This window comes from Suipraeoptans intestinalis (assembly GCF_009696485.1).
Taxonomy (GTDB): Bacteria; Bacillota; Clostridia; order Lachnospirales; family Lachnospiraceae; genus Suipraeoptans; species Suipraeoptans intestinalis.
In genome coordinates, this window is sequence record NZ_VULY01000018.1 from 665,323 (window position 1) to 687,822 (window position 22,500).

Genomic DNA, 22,500 nt, shown 5'->3' on the forward strand with positions numbered 1-22,500 from the left:
TTTTCCAGACTCCGTATCTTCCTGCTGCTTTTGGGGCAAGGCCTCAAAAGCAGCGTTTTTTATTGTTTCGGAAGGTTCTCAAACTCTTTTTTCTTTTTCGCTACGATCCCCGACAAAAGAAGGATCCCCACTACGTTGGGAATGACCATCAGTCCGTTAAACAGGTCCGACAGATCCCATGCCGCCTGTGCTTTCAGTACCGTTCCCACCAGGATGGCAAGGATGACCGCTATCCGATAAGGAAGGATCCCCTTTTTCCCGAACAGATAGGAAATATTTGCTTCGCCAAAATAGTACCAGCCGATCACTGTGGTGAAGGCAAAGAAAAACAGGCTGACTGCCAGGAACATGACGCCCTTTGTCCCAAAGGCCAGTTCAAATCCCTTCTGCGTTACGGCTACGGAGGTCAGTCCCAGCTTGCCGGAGACATTTTGTGCGCCTGTCAGCAGTACCACCAGCGCCGTCATGGTACAGATAATCAGAGTATCCACTACCACGCCTGCCATAGCGACCAGTCCCTGGTTGACCGGATGCGGCACATTTGCAACTGCATGTGCGTGAGGGGTAGATCCCATACCCGCTTCATTGGAAAACAAACCTCTCGCCAGACCAAGCTGCATCGCCTTTTTCACTGCAAATCCCACGCTTCCTCCCAGCACTGCCCTGGGAGTAAAAGCTGCCGTAAAGATCCCTGCAAATACCGATCCCAGCTGTCCATGGTATTTTATGATTACAACCACTCCCGCGATGATGAAAATGGCTGCCATAAAAGGAACCACCAGCTCTGCAATCTTGGAGATCCTCTGGACACCTCCTACCACGATCAGTCCCACCAGCACCGCCAGCAGAATACCTGTATATAACGGCTTGATCCCAAAGCCCTGTTCCAGAGAAAGTGCGATAGAATTGGACTGCACCATATTTCCGGCGATTCCCAGCGCCAGGATAATGAATACGGCAAAGCACACAGCCATCACTCTTCCCAGCGTCTTATTCTTCAAACCTTTTGACAGATAGTATGCCGGTCCTCCGTAAACCTGCCCGTCTTTTTCCTGGCGGAACACCTGTGCCAGAACCGCCTCGGCAAAAATCGTGCTCATTCCCAAAATTCCCGATACCCACATCCAGAAAACCGCTCCCGGTCCTCCCGTCATAATGGCAGAAGCCACTCCGCCGATATTTCCGGTTCCTACCTGTGCCGCAATGGCCGTTGCCAGCGCTGCAAAGGAGCTGACCTGTCCGACTTCTTTTACGCCTTTTTTCTGAAAGACTCCCCCGAAGGCCTCCTTCATTGCCTGCGGCAGCTTAACGATCTGCGGGAATCCCAGACGAACGGTGAAAAAGATTCCGGTTCCCAACAGCAGATAGATCAGGATCTTGTCCCACAAAAAGTCCTTGATCAAATTCAGTGTGTCCATACATTTGTCCTCCTCATCTTTCATTGTAATTAGGAATCACTCACTTTGTTAATATTGTAACACATTCTGGTTTTCTCAGCAATCCTTTTTGTCTGTTTTGGCTGTTTTTCTGCTATTTTTTTATCAATCTTTTTATCCCTCCGACTTCGCAAATCTCTTTTTTGCTCCCTCTTCTCCCTCATTTAAAAAGATCTGTCCAAAATCCGGCAGCGGTTTGCTTTTCCGACGGTCTTCTTCCTTCTTCCACATGTCCGTTCTTTTTCCTTTTGAATAAATTTTTCTTTTATATTTCATTTTTGTTTATTATTTATGCCGATTTTGGAATTTTAAGCCTGTATTTTGCAGGAATCTATTGACCTTTCTGCATTTTGTGCTAGAATGAGGTACTAGATAACAGGAAGAGAAACGGAGGAAGTGTTGTGAAACCATACGCAGAATTATCCAAAGAAGAATTGCAGGAACTAAAGACCGCCCTGGAAGCACAGTTTGAGGAAGAAAAGGCAAAAGGACTTTCCCTTGATATGTCCCGCGGAAAGCCCTCTGCCGATCAACTGGATCTTTCCATGGGGATGATGGACGTGCTGGGAAGCGACTCCCAACTGGTCTGTTCCGAAGGTGTAGACTGCAGAAACTATGGGGTGCTGGACGGCATTGCAGAGGCAAAGCAGCTTCTCTCCGATATGATGGAGGTTCCAAAAGAAAATATTGTGATCTTTGGCAACTCCAGTCTGAATATTATGTTTGATACGGTGGCGCGCTCCATGACCCACGGCGTCATGGGCAGCACTCCCTGGGCCAGACTTGATGCGGTCAAGTTTCTCTGTCCCGTCCCCGGATATGACCGCCACTTTACCATTACCGAATATTTTGGGATCGAAATGATCCCGGTTCCCATGACCACAGAAGGGCCGGACATGGATATGGTGGAAGATCTGGTACAGGCAGACCCCGCTATCAAGGGGATCTGGTGTGTTCCCAAATATTCCAATCCTCAGGGGATCACGTATTCTGACGAGACCGTCCGCCGATTTGCCCGCCTGAAGCCGGCGGCTGAAGATTTTCGCATCTATTGGGACAATGCCTATGGCATCCACCATCTCTATGAAGACAAGCAGGATACTCTTCTGGAAATCCTGGAGGAATGTAAGCAGGCGGGAAATCCCGATCTGGTATACAAATTTTCTTCCACCTCCAAGATCAGTTTCCCCGGATCCGGAATCGCAGCGGTGGCTTCCTCCGACGGCAATCTGGCAGATATCCGCAGACAGATGCAGTGTCAGACCATCGGGCACGACAAGCTGAATCAACTGCGCCATGCCAGATTTTTCAAGGATATCCACGGTATGACTGCGCATATGAAGAAGCATGCGGATATTCTGCGTCCCAAGTTTGACGCTGTTTTGGAAACTCTGGAGAAGGAGCTGGGCGGACTGGGGATCGGATCCTGGATCGCTCCCCGGGGAGGTTATTTTATCTCCTTTGATTCTCTGGACGGATGTGCCAAAGCCATCGTTTCCAAAGCCAAAGAGGCCGGACTGATTATGACAGGCGCCGGAGCTACCTTCCCTTACGGAAAGGATCCCTGTGATAAAAATATTCGGATCGCCCCCTCCTATCCTACTGCCGGAGAATTGAAAGCTGCCGCACAGGTCTTTGTACTGAGTGTGAAGCTGGCCAGCGTAGAAAAGCTTCTGGCAGAAAAGGCCTAGCTATTCCACTGACGTTTTCCTTCTTCTCTTTTTGAAATGCTTCAGTGTTGTACCACCAACTTCAAACAGGGACAGTTCCGAAGCGTTTTTTCTCCATCCTTGTGGAGGAAATGCTTTGGCTGCTGTCCCTGTTTCACTTTCTGTTTTCTGTCTTTCTGGTTTGTCCGGCTTATCTTCTTACCGGTCTTCCCCTTTCAGATATCTCTTTAGTTCGCCTATCCTCCTTTGCATATCCGCTACTCCCAGGTCATAGACCCTCTGGAGATTTTCCGGCGATTTTTCCACCCGGCTGATTTGAATCGCCTGAGAAGGGCGAACCACAAACAGCTTCTTCTCTCTTTCCTGCACCCGGATCTTCTGGATGGTGCTGTTGTACATATTGTGACGTTCTTTCAGACATTTTCTGAGATGGGGGTACTTCCGATAGGTATATTTCCAAAAAAGGGGCGACATAGGCTCCTTGCGGTACCCCAGATTCCTGGTCAGTACCACCACGATCCTGTCATATCCCATCCCCTGAAACTTTTCCACCGGAATGCTGTCTGTGATCCCTCCGTCCAGATATTTTTTTCCGTTGATCTCCACCGGCTTTGACACGAACGGCATGGAGCCGGAAGCCCGCAGAGTGTCCATCTGCTCATATCCGCTTTCGATCCGAATGTATTCCGGCTTTCCTGTTTCTATATCCGTCACTACGGCATAAAAGGGAACCCCGCTTTTTTGAAACGCCTCATCGTCAAACTTGTCCCATTCTTTGGGAATTTTTTCATAAGCCAGCCTGGTGCTTACAATATTGCCCTCCCGCAGCAGAGGCCGAATTCCCATGTAATCCTTATCCCCATTGTATTTTTTGCTGTAACGAAGCGCCCGCTTCTTCTGTCCCGACAGAAAGTTTACGCCAAACAGCGCCCCTGCGGACACACCGATCACCCCGTCGAAATGTATCTGATTGTCCAGCATCACATCCAGCACTCCCTCGGTGTACATTCCGCGCATGCCTCCGCCTTCTAGAACCAGTCCTGTCTTCATACGATCATCTCCTTTTCTGTATGAGGAAGATTATAGCAAAAAGAAAAGGCGGAAGCAAATTCGTTCCTGCGCAGCCTACTGCTTCAAGAGTCGCGGAGGATCTGAGACGGAAATCGATTATATGCAAGGAAAGGACGCAAAAACCAGGCTTTTTGACACCTGGTTTTAGAGCCGGATGTTACAATCCTTCTATACCTATTTGCAACATCTGCCGCCTGCTATTTTTCCATCTCCGGAATCGTTCCGCCCAGTGACTTCCACAGTACTTCCAGATCTCTTTCCTGATAATGGAAGTATTTTCCGTTGGACAGCGCAACTGTATTTCCCTCCATATCTGCCTGAGAGAAGAAATATCTCTGATAGGTTCCGTCCGTGTAATCCAGTCGGATATGATAGTTGCCGCCCATAATCTGCGAAGACTCTTTCAACCGGATCTGTTTCAATCCTCTGACATACTCTGTTACTTTTTTTACTGCTTCCTTCTCTTCTGTTTCTATTTTTTCCTGTGCGCTTTCCGCACTTCCATACTGCATGCAAACACTGACCTTTTTTACGGTCTTCGTTTCCGAATATCCCGGGATCCAGGCTCCGCTTTCTCCTACATAATACGGACCTACCCAGCATTCTTCCCGCATGGCTCCATCTTCGACGTCTCCCAGATAGTACCAGAAACCACGGATCTGTTGCCAACCGCTCTTCATGCTTCCGTCATTGGCGTCTCCCAGATAATACCAGGTACCCATAATCTGCTGCCAACCGCTCTTCATGCTTCCGTCATTGGCATCTCCCAGATAATACCAGAAATTTCCCAGCTTCTGCCATCCTGTTTTCATAGCTCCATCATCGGCAGTTCCCAGATAATACCATGTTCCACCTACTTGTTGCCAGCCGAACAACATCCAACCGGCAGCATCAAACAAATACCATTGGCCAGCTATGTACTCCCATCCACCACGGGTATATGTCCCGTCTGCATGTCTGTACCACCATCTTCCATCCGAATTCTTAATCCACTGCCCCGATACAGATGCCTGCGATCCCATTTCATTAGATCTATATACCTCACTTAAATCTGTCTTCTCACTGATAATCTTTTCGGGTTTTGCTGCATCCCGCTCTTTTGCCAATACAAATAGCTGGGAAACACAAATTGACACGATCATACTTATGACCCCTATTTTTCTCATGAAAACTCTCATCTTATCTCCCTCCTTATCTATATTTTTATGATGTTATATTATCATATCGTTTTATTTTTGCCAATGTTTTTTGTTTAATATTTCATAAAATAATTATTTTTCAGAATATTTTTTGTTTATATTCCCCAATCTTCCAGGTCTTTGCCACTTCCATTTTCTTCATTTTTAAATAACTTCTTATTTAATCCATTTTCGGTTTATTTTTTGTCAATTTTTATGTTTTTGTCAGTGCCATTTTGTGAGGCCATTTTGTGTGCTTTACATTGTAATAAAGAAAACACAGGGGCAAATTATTTTGCTATGCCAACATTGCCTTGTTCTTCCAGGCAGTCCTGCTCTTGTATCCTGTTTCTTTTCTATTTCCGCGCATTTAATCCCTGCGTCTGTATTTGAAGTTTACAGCAGAGAGGATCATCGCCAGTCCTATGATGAATACACCCAAAAAGCTCATGCTGAGAAGCAGCCGTTTATCGGCTGCGCAAATATACAACAGAAAATACAGGACATTCAGTAAAAAGGACAGACCGCTAACCAATTGGCTTGTTACACGCAACTGCCTTTCATATCTGGAAAGATCCGCTTCATATGCTTTTTTATACCCTGCAAGCATGGTAAAATCCCTGTTCTTTATACTATTTTCAAAAGCAGCGTACATGATCAGAGAAATGACCGAAGCCAGCATGACGGAAATCATCACTCCCACCGGATTTAGAAAACCCTTTAGTGCCAAAGTGAAATGAACCACCGAAAGTAGCATGGAAAGTAGCGGGACAAGCCAGTGGTACCTTCTGTGTTTTTCCTTTTTCACAATTCTGTTTTGTATGATCTCATCTACCGTCACCTGAAAAACAGCGCTTATCTGGATCAGCGTCTGTGCGTCCGGTTGCGTTTTTCCCGTTTCCCAGTTTGAAACCGCCTGTCTGGAAACATTCAGGCGCTCTGCCAGTGTCTCCTGGGACATACTGTTTTCCATACGAAGCTTCTTGATTGACTCACCTATCCTGCTCATAGTTTTCACCTCCTGAAAAAAGGATACCTGACTCAGAGATTTCATTCCAGTTACACTGGTTTACATCAAAGCAACAAACTGTTGCATCAAGATCGCAAGGACTCTGTTTTCTGTCTCCCTTTGATTTTAAATGGTTTACCCACTTTTATCATACACAAACCGTTTAAAAATTCAATGTGGATTTTTGTAGCCTTCAAAGTCCGATTCTCCTTTTAAATCTCTCATTCCAAACACCTATTCCAATATTTATTGTTCCGGGAATCCTTTATCCGGCAGGCCTTTTCTCATTCACTCCCTTTCCTCTCCTCTGCCGTCCGTTCTTTTCTAAGCATCAAAAAAGAGCCTATCCGCTTTGTGATCTATCTCTTTTCGGAATAGGCTCTGTTTTTTGTATGTTTTCTACGGCTTTTCCACAGAATCATCCACGTCGATTCTATGCTTTTCCATTTTGGCAACCACCTCGTATGAGGAAGATTATAGCAAAAAGAAGACACAGGGGCAAATACGAATAATGACCACCCGCACACATGCGGACGGCCATCATCGATCGTTTTGCACCTTTTTTTATTGTGCATCACTATGAATAAAGTTTCCAAGGTAGATATCAATATACGTTACGCCTGTTTCCATCTCTTCCTTCACTTCCCGCGAATACTGTATTCCGTTTACAGCATGTAAAACAAACTCTGATCTGTTATACCCTCTCCAGTCCTCCAGATACGACAGATATACCCAAGAATTTTTTTGAGCGCTAAGAAATTCTCCCAATGCGGTGGAATTTCCTGCCGCATCTGCCTTAATGTCCAGTTGAGAAACCACTTCTCCAGAGTCAGTCAGAAACTGTGTCCCACTGGAAAGCGGGTGTAAAGCGAAGCTGTCGATCGTCCCTGACGCGGGAACATTTGGGAAAAAGCCCTTTACTTTGTAGTATTCCCTCTGACCCATCACCTGCTCTATATTCTGCGCCCTATCGACCAGATGCTGATATTTTGCGTCATAACCACTATAAAACTCTTTGTTTGGGCGAACCTCATCTGCAAGCCTTACCGCCTCTTCTGCTACCTTCTTATAGGCGGAAATGAATTCTGCCTTCTCTGCCGGAGACAGGGGAACTGCCACGTCAGTCATCCCGATGCTGCCAAGATAAGCTGTCGCTTCGTTTTCTACCTGTTCCTTTCCTCCTGTGGGACTGCCTGCGTCTCCTTCCCGTAAAAGCTTTTCCCGCAGCTTCACAGAATCTTCCGGGAACCCTGGGGCCCCCAGGAAATATCTGGCTATGATCTTTCCCTGTGTCTTGCTCTGGATGATGTATCCCACATAATCATAGCAGCGTACTTTTTCCGGCTTGTAAGTAACCTGGCTTCCCGACTGCAGCGTTTTCCCCTCTTTGGGGAGTTCCGCCAGCATTGCATCCTTTGCAAAGATCGCAGGCGCCGACAGGGAGGAGAGTACTATCACAAGCGCCAGTCCGCCTGCCGCCAGCTTCCTCTTTCGAACTGTCACGAATATCACCGCTCCGCTGCCCACGCACAGGGCAAAAACTCCCGGCACCCGGGATGCATCTCCTGTCTTCGGACGATCCTTCTCTTTGGAAGCTTTTGTGATCTTTGGCTGACCGCTTACCTTCTCTGTCGTCTTACCAGGGGTTCCCGGTGTCTGCGGCGTTTCCGGAGTCGGGTTTTTGGGATCTTCCGGTGTTGGATCCTTGGGATCCTCCGGCAGCTCACAAACATCCTTTGCCTTATAGATCAGTTTGACATCTGCGTCGCTTTGTACTGTTTCGTTCACATCTCCCGTCCGGATCAATGCCTTTTCTGCCTCCGTCAGCGAAGACTCCTCCACGTATTCGTAGTGAATATTGTACGACTCTTCTGCAGACACCTTTGGAGTTGCCAACAGACAGCCCGCCACCGCTAAAGTCATTCCTGCAAGTATTTTTAAACGTTTCATAGCAGCTTCCCTTTCTTCCTTTAAATATTTTTTCAGAAACCCATTATATATATATATATATATATTGTCAATGGATTCTTTTTCAAAAAACCTTTGACTTTTCCTTTTTCTATTTGTTATACTTACTTCATCGCGTAGCCAAAAGGTGTAAATCCAGATCCTGGATTTGCACCTTTTTTGTGGTTGGCCGCACGCGGGAGGCTCCCGGAAACGCTTTCGGAATCCGCCTCTGTCGTCTCCTTTGCTACCGAAATACAGGTTGTGGCAGCTTTCCTTAAAAAAGTCTCCTGTCTATGTAAGGAGGTATCATGAAACAAGAACCAACAAACAAACTGGGAACCATGCCGGTAAGCCGACTTATGCTGTCGATGGGCATTCCCGTGATCCTTTCCATGATGCTGCAGGCAGTTTACAACATTGTGGACAGCGCCTTCGTTTCCCATATGCCAAAGACGGGGGAGCTGGCGCTGAATGCTCTGACCCTGGCCTTCCCTGTGCAGATGCTGATGATCGCCATCGGAATCGGAACCGGTGTCGGCGCCAACGCCCTCTTGTCCAAAAGTATCGGGCAAAAGGAATACGAAAAGGCCAGCCTGGTATCCGGCAACGCCCTGTTTCTGGGCTTTCTGATCTATCTGGTCTTTCTTCTGTTCGGTCTTTTTGGGACGGTCTTTTATGCCGCCAGCCAGACCGACAATCCTGCCGTCCGGCATATGGTGGTGGTTTATCTGCAGATCTGCTGTAACGCTTCCTTTGGCATTGTATTCTTTTCTATTTTTGAAAAGCTGCTGCAGGCCACCGGACGCTCCGGCTTTTCCACCATCGCCCAGGTCAGCGGCGCACTGATCAATGTATGCCTGGATCCCGTCCTCATCTATGGCTGGCTTGGACTTCCTGCCATGGGCGTGGCCGGCGCCGCCTATGCCACCGTGATCGGACAGATCTTCTCCGCCCTGCTGGGTCTGATATTCCACCTGCGGCAGAACAGAGAGATCCGTCATGCTCTCTCCTGTCTGAAGCCGGACGTGGGCATTCTAAAGGCCATCTACGCCATCGGCCTTCCCGCCATCCTTGCACAGGCGCTGATGTCTGCCATGACTTATGGGATGAACCTTATATTGGGCAGCATCAGTGAGGCGGCGGTGACTGCCTATGGCCTGTATTACAAGATCCAGCAATTCATTCTCTTCGCCGCTTTTGGACTGAGGGACGCCATCAGCGCCATGCAAATCATTTCCATCAGCTTTCTTTTTGCCGGAGTCAATATTGCATATCAGGGGATTTTTCAGGCGCTGGACAGCGGACTGGCTTCTTTGCTCCTGTCTGTGCTCAGACAATGTCTGCTGGTCCTGCCTGTTGCCTGGGGATTTTCTTTTCTGGCCCGCAGATCCCCCCATCTGATCTGGACGGTCTGGACCACTTTTATTATTGCCGAAGGCCTTTCGTTCCTGTTTGCTTCCGTCTGCCTGAAGCGGATCTATCGTACTATTCTATCAAAACTGGAGGAGTCTACCTATGAAAAACATCATCACCATCAGCCGTGAATTTGGGAGCGGCGGACACTTTATCGGGGAACGCATCGCAGAAGAACTGCATATCCCGTTTTATGACAGGGAGATCATTTTCCAGGTCGCCCAAAAAACCGGGCTGGCCGAAACATACATCGCAGAGCACGGGGAATATGCCCCCAAGGGAGGTCTGTTCTCCTATTCTTTTGTCGGCAGGGATCTCCAGGGCAGCTCTGTTGACGACTATATCTACCAGGCACAGCAGACCATCCTGCGGGAGCTTGCCCAGCAGGAATCCTGCGTCATAATCGGCAGATGTGCCGACTATATCCTGCGGGACCGGAAAGATGTCCTGAATGTGTTCATCTACGGAGAACAATCCTCCAAGTGCAGAAGGATCATGGAACTTTACCAGAAAACAGAAAAAGAAGCCCTGGCCCTCATGAAGGAGACGGACAAAAAAGAAGGCTGCATTATAGCTACCACACGGAGCAAAAATGGGGGATGCCTGCAAACTACGCCCTGTGCCTTAACAGCAGTCTGCTGGGCTATTCCCAGTGCGTCTCCTTTATCCGGCAGGCCTTTTCTCATTAACTCCCTTTTCTCTCCTCTGCCGTCCGTTCTTTTCTAAGCATCAAAAAAGAGCCTATCCGCCTTGTGATCTCTCTCTTCGGAATAGGCTCTGTTTTTTGTATGTTTTCTACGGCTTTCCCACAGAATCATCCACGTCGATTCCATGCTTTTCCATTTTGGTAACCACCTTTCTCTCACGCTCCTGGTATTCCTTCAGCTTTTCGTTCCATTCCACATATACCTGATCTTCTCTGCGGTCCTTCAGAGAAAAATTCTCTTTCAGATATTTGCCCAGAAAACGGCTGACCTTCTTTGCACCTGTAATATTCAGGTGATCCCCTCCATCCAGGCTGTCCTTTTTCCAATCAATCCCCAGCTCCTGTGTCTGCAGGTTCATGTCCAGAAATGTGAGACCATGCTCGGCGGCGTACCCTGCTATGGCATTGTGCCTGCGAAAATTATAATTCGCCGGAGAAGGAGTTCCCACCAGTACCAGCCTGGCTCCATGCTCCCTGCAAAGCTGTTCGATATCCACCATCGTTTTTAACACAACATCCGGAAATTCTGCGCTTTCTTCGGTCTGCGTCATGTAGGACCCTCCCCTATAGGGACGGATCTTCGTTCGGAAACTATACCCCTTAAAACTGTGATCCGGATATTCTTTGTTGATCAGACAGGCCTTCCACACGTCATGGAACCGTAAAATGGAAATGTGATTGTTTCCCCATTCTTCAATGGATTCCTTGATCGCCGAAAGTCCCGGCCCGCCACGGAACATGATATTTGCCTCCAGCATAACGATCTTGGGCGACTGGGTTTCCAGCGCCGTCTTTAACAGATAGTAGGTCTCCTGTACCTTTTGCCCCGCCTGCCCGCAGACAAAGGTGGGGATTCCCTCTTCGTCCCAGATCTCCATGGGAGAAATGGCCGAATAACTGAGACTGTCCCCCAGCACCAGAACGTCCACCGTATCTTTCGGTTCTTTTTTGATCCGTACCAGACTTTTATTCCGTCCCTGCACCAGTTTTTCATCCTTGAGGGAGATTGCCTCCAGCTTCCGCGAAACCCCTTCCAGCATCAAAAACAGTATTGCAAAAAACAGCAACGGCTTCCCTATTTTTTTTCCTATTTTTTTAAAATCCCGCATAAATCAAATCCACCTGTTGATATCCTATTCCATAAGCTCCAAAAATCACCACCGCAAGGATCAGTGCATAGTACACTGCCCAGCGCACCGGAAGACGGAAGGTGGTGATGCTTTCCTTCTCCAGTAGCTGATTCTCCTGAATAAACCCTACGATGCCTACCACCGCACAGCCGATCAGGATGACCCCGTAGTCCGCTTTATCCAGCCCAAAGTTCAGCAGGGTCCCGTCGTAAAGAGGCCGCAGTTGAAAATCCCGGAACAGACTGAGAAACATGTGGATCCCGGCCTTCAGCCCATTTGCCCGGAAAAACAGTTCTCCCGTAAAAATGATCAGCCATGTTTTCAGCATCTGAGGAATCCGCCAGTACAGGGCATTTTCATCCAGATGCAGTTTTTTCAGCACCTGATTCCGTACCGGCTCCAGCGCTTCTCCCACAAGCAGGATCCCAAAGTAGTACATCCCATAAAAAATATAGCTCCACCTGGGTCCATGCCACAGGCCGTTACACAGCCACACCGGAAACAACGCCATTGCGGAAACGCCCAAACGCGTGAGATACTTCCCGCAGTTCTTTTTTCCAAAGCGGTTCCACTTTTTCACGATACCGGATACGGACGCCGGATAAAAGACGTAGGTTTTCAGCCAGACTCCCAGGGTAATATGCCATCTCCGCCAAAATTCCGCCGCATTCTTCGCCGCAAAGGGCTGACGGAAGTTCTCCGGCAGCACCACGCCAAACATCCTGCCTGTTCCGATGATAATATCCATGGAGCCGGAAAATTCCATATAAAGCTGAATGGTATAAGCCACCGCTCCTACTGCGATCATAACACCGTGGTACTGCTGATAATTGTCGAAGATCATTTTCACCAGCAAAAACAGCCGGTCGGCGATCAGCATTTTCTTAAACAGTCCCCACAGGATCCGCAGGCAGCCTTCGGAAAGATTTTTCCCTGTCAGGGCTTCTCCCTCCCAAAGCTGGTGAGCCGTCTGATCATACAGAGCGATCGGCCCCTCCATGATCTGTGGAAAGAACGCCAGAAACAGCGCCACTTTCTTCAAGGGCTGCTGCGCCGAGATCTTGTCCCAGTACACATCCACCATATAGCCGATGGCCTGCAGGGTATAGAAGGAGATTCCGATGGGTACCAGAATCCGTTTGATCTCTATGGCTCTTCCTGTTCCCAGCGCTTCCAGCAGTCCGTTCACATTCTGGAAGAAGAACTGATAATATTTGACATACGCCAGCACGCCCAGAAGCGTCAGGATCCCAAAGGTCAGGATCCGCCGTTCTTTTTTCTTGTAAGCGCCTTTGATCTCTTTCTTTTTCGCTTTCTCTCCACACTCCGCCAGCGTCTCCCGTTGCGCCGCCTTTACCTGCCCCAGCCAGACGCCGATATAATGGGTAAACAGCGTCGTTCCCAACAGGTAGATCAACAGATTGCGGCTGATGATCCAAAAGAAGCTGTAGCCTGCTGCCAACAGCGTATATCCCCTGAATTTTCTGGGTGTGATCTGGTACGCCAGAAGCACTGCCGGAAGAAAGATAAACAAATATATCGCTGTATGATAAGCCATTTTAGTTCTCCTGCAATCTTGTGATCATCTCCCACATTGCTCTCGCCGAATTAAAATTCGGGGGAATGATCTCTGCCGCTTCGATCTCAATGTCAAACTGCTCCTCCAGCTCTGCGATCAGAGAAACTACACTGAGCGAATCCAGCACATGATCATCGATCAGCGCCTCTTCGTTTTTCCAATCAATACTTTCATCAATTTCTTCCAAGATCTCCAACAACTGTTCCATTATGATTCCCTCCTGCTTTCTTCTGAATTCAGACCATAGGTCTGTATTTCCTCTCTTATGGTTTCCAGTCCTGCTTCCCCGTCATAGATCACTACCTTCGGCAGCTCATGACTCAGAAACAGACTCATTCCTTCCGTCATGGCATAGGCACCGGCCCTCTCAAAAACCAGTATATCTCCGCACTCCAGATCCTCTGCCTGAAGCTTTTGTACCAGTACGTCATTGATGGTACAAAGAGATCCGCATACGATCCACTCCTTCAAGTCTTTCCTATTATGCACGGCTTCTTTTCCGGTGTCAACCTGCATACCGGATGCTTCCTCTTTTCCGACCGGCACTTCCTTCTTCTGCGGATCTTTTTTCAGGAGCTGTACCTTCGGGATGTACATGCCCCGGATCTGCCCGTCATAATTGATCTGATGGATCCCTCCGTCTACCAGGCAGTATCGTTTTCCCTGGCTTTGCTTTAATTCCCGCACCGTAGTCATATAGTACCCGCAGGTTGCCGCCAGGGCTCTTCCCATCTCCAGCGTTGTTTTTCCCTGCCATCGCATCTTTCGGATCGCATCTGCCAGGATTTCCACGTCCTCCTGCGTTTTATCTTCCTGATTTTCAAAATACGATACGGCAAAGCCGGGACCATATTCCACTTCCTTTATTGAGACGGACGCCTCCTTTTCTGCCCGCTCCAAAAAGTCATCCAGATATTCCAGCTCTTTTCCTGCCTTTTTCATACTTCTCTTCTGGGTTCCGGAAAAATAGTGAATCCCCTGTAGCTCCAGACAATCAGTTTCCCGGATCTCCTGCAGCATCCGGATCATTTCTTCCTCATCTACTCCAAACTGGTTACCGCTGGTCAGCCTGGGATAGACACGAATCTTCTGTCCGTGCGCCTGCCCCCAGGCCTTCAATTGCCGCAGCTGTCCGTAGGACTCCGCCGTATAAAAGCACCGGCTACCGTAATGTTCCAGGATCTCTTCCAGATCCTCTTCCTTCTTCAGAACCCCTGAGATCAGCACCTTTTCCGGCGGTATCCCAATCTTCTGACAGATCCTGTATTCCCCCATGGAGCATACCTCGATCCGATCCACATCCTGGTAGATCCTTCCTACCAGAAAGGGGTTTGCCTTCATGGCAAAGCACAGTCCCGTCTGTTCTCCCATTCCCCGGCGAAACAGTCTTACCCGTTCCCGAAACAGCTCCAGATCAAACAGGTACATGGGTGTTTCCCAGGGACCCATCTTTCTCAATTCTTCTACTTTCATATCCATTCCTCTCATGTTTGCTCTTCGTCGTGTGGCTATGCGTCCCCTTCTAATCGTGCCCGGAAATATCCCCGGTCTGTCTTTCCGTTTTTCGTCAGGGGCATCTTTTCCATCTGTACAAATTTCTGGGGGATCATATAAACGGGAACCGCTTTTTTCAGTCGGGTCCTGATCTCTTTTACTTCTGCCTCTCCCATGTAGAAGGCCACCAGCTTTCCACGCCGTGTATCCAGACCGCAGCAGCTTCTCTCCACGCCCGGGATCTGTTCCATACTTCTTTCGATCTCTTCCAGTTCGATCCGGTGTCCCATATGCTTGATCTGGAAGTCCTTCCGTCCGGCAAAGTAAAGTTCCCCCTGCTCTCCGTAATAGCCCAGATCTCCGGTACAATAGCACCACGCCTGCTTTCCGTCCGCAAAGGTATGGGTCAGAAATCTCTTGTCTGTTTCTTCCTGGTTGTGGTAATACCCGTCGGAAATGGATTCTCCTGCCACGCAGATCTCTCCGATCTCCACCGTCTTTCCCCCCAGCTCCTTTTCTTCCGTGTTGCGCAGAAACACCTTACGCCCCTCAAAGGGGATCCCCACCGGAAGCTTTTCTCCATCTTCCACCATCCGGTCTATTTTATGATAGGTACAGTTACAGGTGATCTCCGTAGGTCCGTAGATATTGGCAAACTCGGTTTCCGGTAAAGCCTCCTGCCAGATCCGAAGCTGTTTTGCCGGCATCACCTCTCCGCTGAACATGATCTTTTTCACCTGAGAGGGTACTTTATACTGCAGTCCTTTCAGAGAAGATACCAGCGTCAAAGCCGATACAGCCCACACCAGAACGGTTGCCTGCTTTTCTTCCAGGTAATCCAGAAGCCCTGCCGGTGTGGAAAACAGTTCCTTGGGGATCAGGATCAGCGGCGCCCCCACAGCCATGGAGCTGTAAATATCCTTCACCGACACATCAAAGTCAAAGGGAGCCTGATTGCCAAACCGTTCCTCCGCCGTCAGGTGGAAAGTATCCACAAAGTGTGTGATAAAATCCAGCACTGCCCGGTGGCTGACTACGATACACTTTGGCACCCCGGTAGAGCCGGAAGTAAAGATTCCGTACAGGATATCCCGGTCTGTCGCCCTTTGTCGTCGTTCTTTCAGAAAGTCGCCTGTGGCTGTCCCCTGCGGCGTTTTGTTCTCTCCCGCTTCCATCAACTCTTCCAGCTGCAGGATTTTCCCTGTATACCCTGCCTCTGTTGCTTTTTCCCGGTGCTCCCTGCCTGTTATCAGCACTTTTGCATCCAACACCTGAAAAATGTGAGCTCTTCTGTCTATCGGCTGCCCCGGGCTGATTATGACGTAAAAACAGCCGGCGTAAACAATTCCCATCATAGCTGCCAGTACTTCTGTACTTTTATCCGCCAGGATAGCAACCGGCTGTCCCGGGCTGCATTCCTCACAGAGAAGTTCCCCGATGGCTCTCGCCCTTTCCGACAGCTCTCTCCACGTGTAAGTTTTGTTGCCGTCATCTACCGCCAGCGCATCCGGTCGTTTCTCTTCCTGCTGCTCCAGCCATTCCAATATGTTTTTCATACTTGCCTCCCCTTCTATCGTATGCTTCTATTATCCCTGATCACTCTTAAAGAATTATGAAGAAAACTTTAAAATTATCTAAGTTTTCCTATCACCCTTCTGCGAAAAATGTCAACCGTTCTATATCCTATCACAAAAAGGTGGATTTGCAAAACAGCCTGATGACGTCTCCATTCCGCTGCCCGCCTCTTCCTTTTGCCTTCCGCTCTTTTCGGTTTCCCGTTTCTGGAATCCAAAACGATGTCGTCTGACACCTTTTCCGGCTTTCTGTTTTATTGTTCTATGCTATGTTAGCATACCCCATCTTCGCCTGCCTTTACTTAAGCTTGCATCTTTCTTACAAAATTGTAATCTTGCCTCCTGCCCCCTTTCTTTTTCCCGGATCCGAAGATTTTTGCCTCTCGCAACCTTCTGTTTTCCTTCCTGCAAAAAGTATGGTATTTTCTCTTTTCCTGTGCTATAATTCCTCTAGTTAGTTTTTGCTAACCTTGTTGTGTCATTGTACTTCATTGACAGAAGAAAAGATTCGGACAGAACATCCATTCCTTTCTTCTTAAATTATGAAAAAAGGGGGACCATTATGAAACACCAATTATCGGTAACTTTGTGCGGCCTTTTTCTATCCGCCGCATTACTTCTTACTAGTACGCTGCCTGTATTTGCGGTAGAGGATCTACAGGACACAGGTACGGGCGGCGCCGCACAGGAGCAGCCTGCTGCAGACGCATCTGATCCTGCAGCCAAAGAGGCGGAGCCTTCCGACACAGAACCGGAAGGGTCTGCAAAGCATCCAGGAGAGCCTTCTTCGGAAGCCGCATCTGCACATACGCTTCCTACGTTGGATCTCTCCACGCCTGCCAAAAAATATCTGATCACATTTTCTTCCGAACCTGGCCCCTTGCAGGAACAGGTGGAACAGGCCGTCCTGGAGCTGCATCTGACCGCCTCTTCTGAAGCGTTTGCCTCTTATGATCAGTTGCTTTCCCATCCGACGGCAGGTACCTCGTTTGATATCCGGGCAAGACGAGTCGCCGCCCTGCAGGCAACGGCCATACTGGCCCAACAGGAAGCCCGCACTCTTTTGCAGGATATTTCCACAAAATATCCGGAGGCGGATCTGGAATACAATAGCTATTGGATTTCAAACACTCTGGCTTTAAAAGCGCCTCAGTCTGTGGTGGATCATATTTCTGCGCTGTCCAATGTGCGGGAATGCAAAGAAGATCAGCCGCTGCAGTCCGAACCGGTGGCAAAGCCAAACAGATCCCAGGCTTTTAGCCTCCACAGCGTGACTGCCGCTTTCCGTCCGCAGGAAGTGGAAGCCAATCTGGATGCCATCCGTGCCTCAAAGGTCTGGTCTGATCTGAACATCACGGGAAAGGGCGTCGTAGTAGGAATCATTGATCAGGCTGTAGACTATGAACATCCGGCGCTGATCCGCCACTTCAGAGGATTCGACCCGGAGACCAACCAGATCTCTCTGGAGGGCAATTATGTAGACTTTGTGGAGGATGGTTCCGTAGGCGGTGATACCCACGGTACCCATGTAGCCGGCATCGTAGTCGGCGAAGAAACCCGGCTTACGGAAAACGGAGCTGCCGTCTCCTACAACCAGACCGGCGTGGCTCCCGGAGCCAAATTTATCGTGGCGAGAGCCTTTAAAGAAGGAGCGGGCGGAACCAACGAAAACATCATCAAGGCCTGCGAGTGGATGATGGCTCCCGGAGGCGATCCTGCAAAAGCGCCCCAGATCGTAAATCAGAGCTGGTCTGACGGAAAGCAGGATATGGATCTCTGGTTTGAACAGACGGCAAAGGCCTTTCGTTCCGCCGGGATCTTAAACGTCATGTCTTCCGGCAACAACGGTTCCACAAAGGCGCTTCCCGGTTCCGTGGATAACCCGGGAAGCTCTGATCAGGTCTTTACCGTGGGCGCTTCCGACAATCAGGGGGGATTGGCTGATTTTTCCCGAAGGGGGCCATCGCCCTACCCCAATGCTACATTTAAACCGGATATCGTAGCTCCCGGTGTTCAGATCCGAAGCGCTGTGCCCGGCAATGCTTATACCTCTTTTAACGGCACCTCCATGGCTGCCCCACATGTAGCTGGAACGGCCGCCCTGATGCTGGAGGCCAATCCTTCTCTCAGCCTTTCGGAGCTGGAGGATCTTCTTCGAAAAACGGCGATCCCTCGCACCGATAGTGATTATGATACCTCACCCAATCAGGGATATGGATATGGTTCTGTGGATGCCTATCAGGCTGTACAGGCCGCACTTCATGCTGCCGGAAAGGAAGGAACTCCCTCCGCAGATTACCGTGCAGTCAAGGGAACGGTACAGGCTGCAAAGGATCCGAAGGCGGTGCAGTCAGCCATCCCGGAGGTGGAAATCCGTCTTCCCCAGAGCGGCTATACGGATCGTCCGCTTGTGGCTTCCGTAGATCTTGGGGCCGGCGCGTTTTCGCCAAAGCAGATCGCCCGCCTGGAATATCTGCTGGAAGGATCAGAAAACGGAGCGCCTTTCACCAGGAAAACAGAACTCAAAAGAGAAAGCTCCCATTCCCGGAAATTTTCCGGCGCATTTTCCAAAGAGGAGACTCCTCTTCCGGGAAATTATTCGCAGAAGATCCGTCTGACCACGAAAGACGGAGCGACATTTGAAACTGCGTCGGCCCACCTGACGGTCTTTGCTTCTGTTCGCCCCGGGGAATACCGGACAGATTTTGAATCCGGCGCTCCCGGCTTTGCCTACAGCGGCAACTTCTCTCACGGTGTGGCAAACCTGAATGTTGATCCCAAGCCTGTCAGCGGCAATTTCCTTGCGGGACTGAACATCGGAAGTCCCTATCTGGGCGCTTTGAAGCAGTCTCTTTTGGAACTGCCGCGCCTGGATCTCACCGGACTTGGTGAAACAGATAAGCCGGAACTGGTCTTTCAGGAATACGCCTCCTGGGACAGCGGCGTTCTGGGCATTCAGGCGGAAATAAAGGGCGAAGGAACCGTTAAGATCTATAACTATCCCACAAAAATAAACAACACCTGGCAGGAGCGCCGCATTGATCTGAGTCCTTTGAAGGGAAAAGTGGCAAACATCTTTTTCTTCCATCTGACGGCAGGGGCCTCCGATGGGTACGGACTGTTTCTGGATGACCTGTCCTTTACACTGAACGGAACGGTACAGGATTCTTTGCAGTTAAAGGAGCATCTCCTTACAGAATTTACAAACACGACCCCCGGCGGTTCGGATTCTTCCGTGATCCCCTTAAGCGCCACCATTCAGCTTGAGGGAGAAGGACTTCAAACCTCCTCCAGTGAAATGGACGGAAGTTTTACTCTGGAAAAGGTTCCGTTTACAAAAAAACAGCTCCTGGTGGGCGCAAAAGGCTATAAGACCAAACGGATCCGGCTGGAGGAGGGAACAGATTCTGTTGATCTGGGAACCATCCTTTTGGAAAGAGACAATTCCTCTCTTCCTCTGGATGAGCCTCATCTGAAAACAGGAACTCCGGGCCCCGGAATGAAACAGCTGGGATATGACAACAACAATCCGCTTAGCGGCGGCGCTGCCCTTTCCCGTCCTCAAACAGGTGTGGCAACTGAGATCGATGCCCCCAAGGACGGAGTGCTTTCCCACGTTATGGTATATTTTGCCGGGGAAAATCCTTATTTCCGAAACGGAAAGGTATCTTTGGAAATCAAGCAGCTAAATGAAGCAGGAAGGCTCATTGACCTGATTCCTCCGCAGACGGTGGAAGGGAAGGGGGGACAGTGGAACAAATATGATCTGTCCTCTTTGCAGATTCAGTTAAGCGGAAAGGCGTATGTGATCGTCCGGCAGCTCCTGCCCAAGGGAGAAGGGCCTGCTGTCGCCATCGACGCCAGTGTACGCCCCGGCACCCTGGATTATGCAAAGGGAAAGTATTACAACGGTTCCTTTGAATCTCTGTTTGGACAGGGGATCTTTGGAATGCCCATGATTCGTACTTATGTGAGAACCCATGAAAATGTACAGGATCCGGATGCCATAAATCCGGTATTTGACCCAAGCATTCCAAAAACCCCTCATGCGGAGACGCTCGTAGGGGAAGGACAAAAGCCCAAGGATCTGATCACCATCGGCGACTACGAGATCAGCCCTTCCCGGGGCATGATCACCGAATATCTCAAGAAGGACGACCTCTTTCAGCTTCCTTTGGAGGAACGGATCCTGAATATCCCCGCAGAGATCGGCGGCGTGAAGATCGTTTCCATTGGAGAAAGCGCCTTCGGTTATTCCTGGGGCAGCTATGAAATGCAAAAGATCGTGCTTCCGGAAGGTATCAAAGAAGTAAACGAATCTGCTTTTTCCATGCTGGGAAGCCATGAGCTGTCCCTGCCCGGTACGCTGGAAAAGATCTACCCCCGTGCGTTTAAGCAGCAAAAGCTCTCTTCTTTGACTTTGCCGGAGGGACTGCGTCATATTGGTATGGGTGCTTTTGAAAATTGTTACCAGCTGGAACAGCTAAGCATTCCGGATTCTGTTGAAACCATCGAAGCCGGCGCGTTTCAGGTAAGTGCCTGGGGAGACGATTCTCACCTGACTGCGATCCGCCTTCCGGAAAACCACCACTTTACTACGATTCCGGCAAATGCATTTGCCAACCACAAGCTGATAACCCAGCTTACCATTCCTTCCCAGATAACGGCGATCCGCCCCGGTGCATTTACCAATCTGGGGATTCGCCAGCTGGTGCTTCCCGACGGACTGACAGAGCTTGGCTCTTCTGCTTTTGAAGGATGCTCTGCCCTGGAAGAAGTCACGCTTCCCAATACGTTGACGGAGATCGGCTCCAACGCCTTTTTCAAGTGTGCCTTAACCTCCGTCCGGCTACCGGTAAATCTGGAAGTGATCGATCGAAGCGCTTTTGAGGGCAACCGGCTGACCTCTGTCGTCATCCCGGAAAAGGTTCGATTTATCAATTACCGTGCGTTCGCAGGCAATCCTTTGCACACCCTTCGCCTGAACACCACGCTGGTTCCAAGGACGCCCCAGCAGGGGACTGCAAAGCAGGGATATCCCACCGTTCCACATCCTTTCGGAGACCAGCTGCTCCGGCTGGAGGTGTATCGTCAGGAGCAGGCGGACAAGGAACTCCGGGCCGCTCTGGAAGCACAGACGCCAAAAGGAGAAGTGATCCTCCTGGGGAAAGAGGCACAGGAGCCAAAAACCTTTACCTCGGCGGACGGGATCGTAAGTCTGAGCACGTTATCTGCTTCTCTTCCTTCGGATACGAAGCTGGTGGTGGAGCCTGTTTCCTTGGAGGAAGCAGATTATGCGGCAATCTCCAAGCTGGCCGGCGGAAGGACCATTTACAAATACAGCGGTTACCGCTTCCATCTGGCCACACCAGACGGCAAAGAGCTGCCGCTGCCTTCCGAATATCAAATTTCCTTTAAAAAGAACGGGTTTACAAGGATTCGGACGGCCTCCACGACTTCTGTCAGAAAGGATCCCGTCACCGGTATCCCCCAGCTTATCTTCCAGCCAAGAGGCGGAACCTGGATGCGCATCCCGGCAGATCTGGATCAGGAAGCTTTCACCTTTCGCGAAAACCGTTTTGGGCAGGTGTCTTTGCTGGAGGTTTCCTACCAGCCGGGCAGTGCGCCCTCTGCCGATCTGTACTACGGCGCAAAGGTTTCCGATAAGCTTGCTCCGCCGAAATTTGCTCTGATTACCCGGGTAAAGGGAGGGCATGGAAGCATTTCCGATTCCAGGAAGGATCTGACAGACGGTTCAGATACAGAAGTACATTTCTCACCCGATCCGGGATACGAGGTGGACTCTGTCACCATAAACGGTCAGCCTGTAACTGTTTCAGGGTTGATTTCCCTGATCCGAATGGACGAAGATAAGGAGGTGGTAGTCACCTATAGAAAATCCGCCTCCCACACGCCTATCCCGGACACTCCTTCTCCGGATATGACGCATCCCGGCGGCGATGTCCTGCCTACAGATAAAAACGGTCTTTCCGTAGATTTTGCAAAAAGAGCCGCAGCAACAAGCACGTCCGGAAAGGCTCCAAAGACAGGAGATACTCCCATCCGGGGGGCTTTGTACCTTTCCCTTCTTGGCTGCTTCGGACTGGCATTGGCAGATTTGGCAAAAAAGAGAAAACAAAATAGGAATTAGACAATCAGATCCATCATTTTTAAGTGGTGCTGGAGATTATCTCTGGCACCAACCTTGTCTACAGTCTGAACGGCCTGCCCTTCTAAATCAAAGGGCAGGCCGTTGCTGTTTTCTCTGTTCGTTTTCCTGTTTTTCTTTA

At 49.6% G+C, this 22,500-nt stretch carries 13 protein-coding genes and 1 pseudogene; 4 read left to right on the forward strand and 10 right to left on the reverse strand.

All coding sequences use genetic code 11. The features are described from left to right. Positions 1–59: 59 nt before the first annotated feature. Complete coding sequence (locus tag FYJ34_RS03865) at positions 60–1,418, reverse strand: alanine/glycine:cation symporter family protein (RefSeq protein WP_154476410.1); 1,359 nt, start codon at positions 1,416–1,418, stop codon at positions 60–62. 419 nt (positions 1,419–1,837) lie between these two features. On the opposite strand from FYJ34_RS03865, the gene FYJ34_RS03870 reads away from it, so the two are divergent. Continuing rightward, positions 1,838–3,127, forward strand: coding sequence for an aspartate aminotransferase type Ic (locus tag FYJ34_RS03870; RefSeq protein WP_320651825.1), 1,290 nt, complete (start codon positions 1,838–1,840; stop codon positions 3,125–3,127). A 177-nt stretch (positions 3,128–3,304) separates the two neighbouring features. On the opposite strand, the gene FYJ34_RS13700 is transcribed toward FYJ34_RS03870, so the two are convergent. From FYJ34_RS13700 to FYJ34_RS03890, 4 genes are all read right to left on the reverse strand, one after another. Further along, positions 3,305–4,156: a patatin-like phospholipase family protein gene (locus FYJ34_RS13700; RefSeq protein ID WP_154476412.1), complete on the reverse strand. Its 852-nt coding sequence runs from the start codon at positions 4,154–4,156 to the stop codon at positions 3,305–3,307. 218 nt (positions 4,157–4,374) lie between these two features. Beyond that, on the reverse strand, positions 4,375–5,355 hold the full coding sequence (locus FYJ34_RS03880; RefSeq protein WP_154476414.1) for an N-acetylmuramoyl-L-alanine amidase family protein: 981 nt from the start codon (positions 5,353–5,355) through the stop codon (positions 4,375–4,377). 370 nt (positions 5,356–5,725) lie between these two features. Beyond that, positions 5,726–6,364 carry a helix-turn-helix transcriptional regulator gene (locus FYJ34_RS03885; RefSeq protein WP_173017053.1) on the reverse strand — a complete coding sequence of 213 codons (639 nt, stop codon included), beginning with the start codon at positions 6,362–6,364 and terminating at the stop codon, positions 5,726–5,728. Between the two features lie 564 nt (positions 6,365–6,928). Next, positions 6,929–8,314 (reverse strand): hypothetical protein, encoded by a 1,386-nt coding sequence (locus FYJ34_RS03890; RefSeq protein WP_154476418.1) that lies wholly within the window; start codon positions 8,312–8,314, stop codon positions 6,929–6,931. Positions 8,315–8,622: 308 nt separating this feature from the next. Between FYJ34_RS03890 and FYJ34_RS03895 the strand changes: the two genes are divergently transcribed. Continuing rightward, the gene (locus FYJ34_RS03895; protein ID WP_154476420.1) at positions 8,623–9,858 is read left to right on the forward strand and encodes an MATE family efflux transporter; all 1,236 of its coding nucleotides are present in this window, start codon (positions 8,623–8,625) and stop codon (positions 9,856–9,858) included. Further along, positions 9,830–10,416, forward strand: a pseudogene (locus FYJ34_RS03900) (cytidylate kinase-like family protein). The gene FYJ34_RS03895 and the pseudogene FYJ34_RS03900 overlap by 29 nt, the downstream one beginning before the upstream one ends. Positions 10,417–10,522: 106 nt before the next feature. Here the strand turns inward: FYJ34_RS03900 and FYJ34_RS03905 are convergent. The 5 genes from FYJ34_RS03905 to FYJ34_RS03925 are packed head-to-tail and all read right to left on the reverse strand — an operon-like array spanning position 10,523 to position 16,192. Beyond that, positions 10,523–11,542 (reverse strand): SGNH/GDSL hydrolase family protein, encoded by a 1,020-nt coding sequence (locus FYJ34_RS03905; protein ID WP_154476422.1) that lies wholly within the window; start codon positions 11,540–11,542, stop codon positions 10,523–10,525. Continuing rightward, the gene (locus FYJ34_RS03910; protein WP_154476424.1) at positions 11,529–13,121 is read right to left on the reverse strand and encodes an MBOAT family O-acyltransferase; all 1,593 of its coding nucleotides are present in this window, start codon (positions 13,119–13,121) and stop codon (positions 11,529–11,531) included. The genes FYJ34_RS03905 and FYJ34_RS03910 overlap by 14 nt, the downstream gene beginning before the upstream one ends. 1 nt (position 13,122) lies before the next feature. Beyond that, the gene (locus FYJ34_RS03915; RefSeq protein WP_154476426.1) at positions 13,123–13,350 is read right to left on the reverse strand and encodes a phosphopantetheine-binding protein; all 228 of its coding nucleotides are present in this window, start codon (positions 13,348–13,350) and stop codon (positions 13,123–13,125) included. After that, positions 13,350–14,615 carry an alanine racemase gene (locus FYJ34_RS03920; protein WP_173017054.1) on the reverse strand — a complete coding sequence of 422 codons (1,266 nt, stop codon included), beginning with the start codon at positions 14,613–14,615 and terminating at the stop codon, positions 13,350–13,352. Before FYJ34_RS03920 ends, FYJ34_RS03915 begins: the two co-directional genes overlap by 1 nt. Positions 14,616–14,650: 35 nt before the next feature. After that, positions 14,651–16,192, reverse strand: coding sequence for an amino acid adenylation domain-containing protein (locus FYJ34_RS03925; RefSeq protein WP_154476430.1), 1,542 nt, complete (start codon positions 16,190–16,192; stop codon positions 14,651–14,653). A 580-nt stretch (positions 16,193–16,772) separates the two neighbouring features. Between FYJ34_RS03925 and FYJ34_RS03930 the strand changes: the two genes are divergently transcribed. Continuing rightward, positions 16,773–22,361 carry a leucine-rich repeat protein gene (locus FYJ34_RS03930; RefSeq protein WP_154476432.1) on the forward strand — a complete coding sequence of 1,863 codons (5,589 nt, stop codon included), beginning with the start codon at positions 16,773–16,775 and terminating at the stop codon, positions 22,359–22,361. Positions 22,362–22,500: the final 139 nt, after the last annotated feature.

Bases quoted from the DNA above. Each gene is read 5' to 3' on its own strand.
- FYJ34_RS03865 (WP_154476410.1), bottom strand. From the start codon at position 1,418: ATGGACACACTGAATTTGATCAAGGACTTTTTGTGGGACAAGATCCTG.
- FYJ34_RS13700 (WP_154476412.1), bottom strand. From the start codon at position 4,156: ATGAAGACAGGACTGGTTCTAGAAGGCGGAGGCATGCGCGGAATGTAC.
- FYJ34_RS03880 (WP_154476414.1), bottom strand. From the start codon at position 5,355: ATGAGAGTTTTCATGAGAAAAATAGGGGTCATAAGTATGATCGTGTCA.
- FYJ34_RS03885 (WP_173017053.1), bottom strand. From the start codon at position 6,364: ATGAGCAGGATAGGTGAGTCAATCAAGAAGCTTCGTATGGAAAACAGT.
- FYJ34_RS03890 (WP_154476418.1), bottom strand. From the start codon at position 8,314: ATGAAACGTTTAAAAATACTTGCAGGAATGACTTTAGCGGTGGCGGGC.
- FYJ34_RS03895 (WP_154476420.1), top strand. From the start codon at position 8,623: ATGAAACAAGAACCAACAAACAAACTGGGAACCATGCCGGTAAGCCGA.
- FYJ34_RS03905 (WP_154476422.1), bottom strand. From the start codon at position 11,542: ATGCGGGATTTTAAAAAAATAGGAAAAAAAATAGGGAAGCCGTTGCTG.
- FYJ34_RS03910 (WP_154476424.1), bottom strand. From the start codon at position 13,121: ATGGCTTATCATACAGCGATATATTTGTTTATCTTTCTTCCGGCAGTG.
- FYJ34_RS03915 (WP_154476426.1), bottom strand. From the start codon at position 13,350: ATGGAACAGTTGTTGGAGATCTTGGAAGAAATTGATGAAAGTATTGAT.
- FYJ34_RS03920 (WP_173017054.1), bottom strand. From the start codon at position 14,615: ATGAAAGTAGAAGAATTGAGAAAGATGGGTCCCTGGGAAACACCCATG.
- FYJ34_RS03925 (WP_154476430.1), bottom strand. From the start codon at position 16,192: ATGAAAAACATATTGGAATGGCTGGAGCAGCAGGAAGAGAAACGACCG.
- FYJ34_RS03930 (WP_154476432.1), top strand. From the start codon at position 16,773: ATGAAACACCAATTATCGGTAACTTTGTGCGGCCTTTTTCTATCCGCC.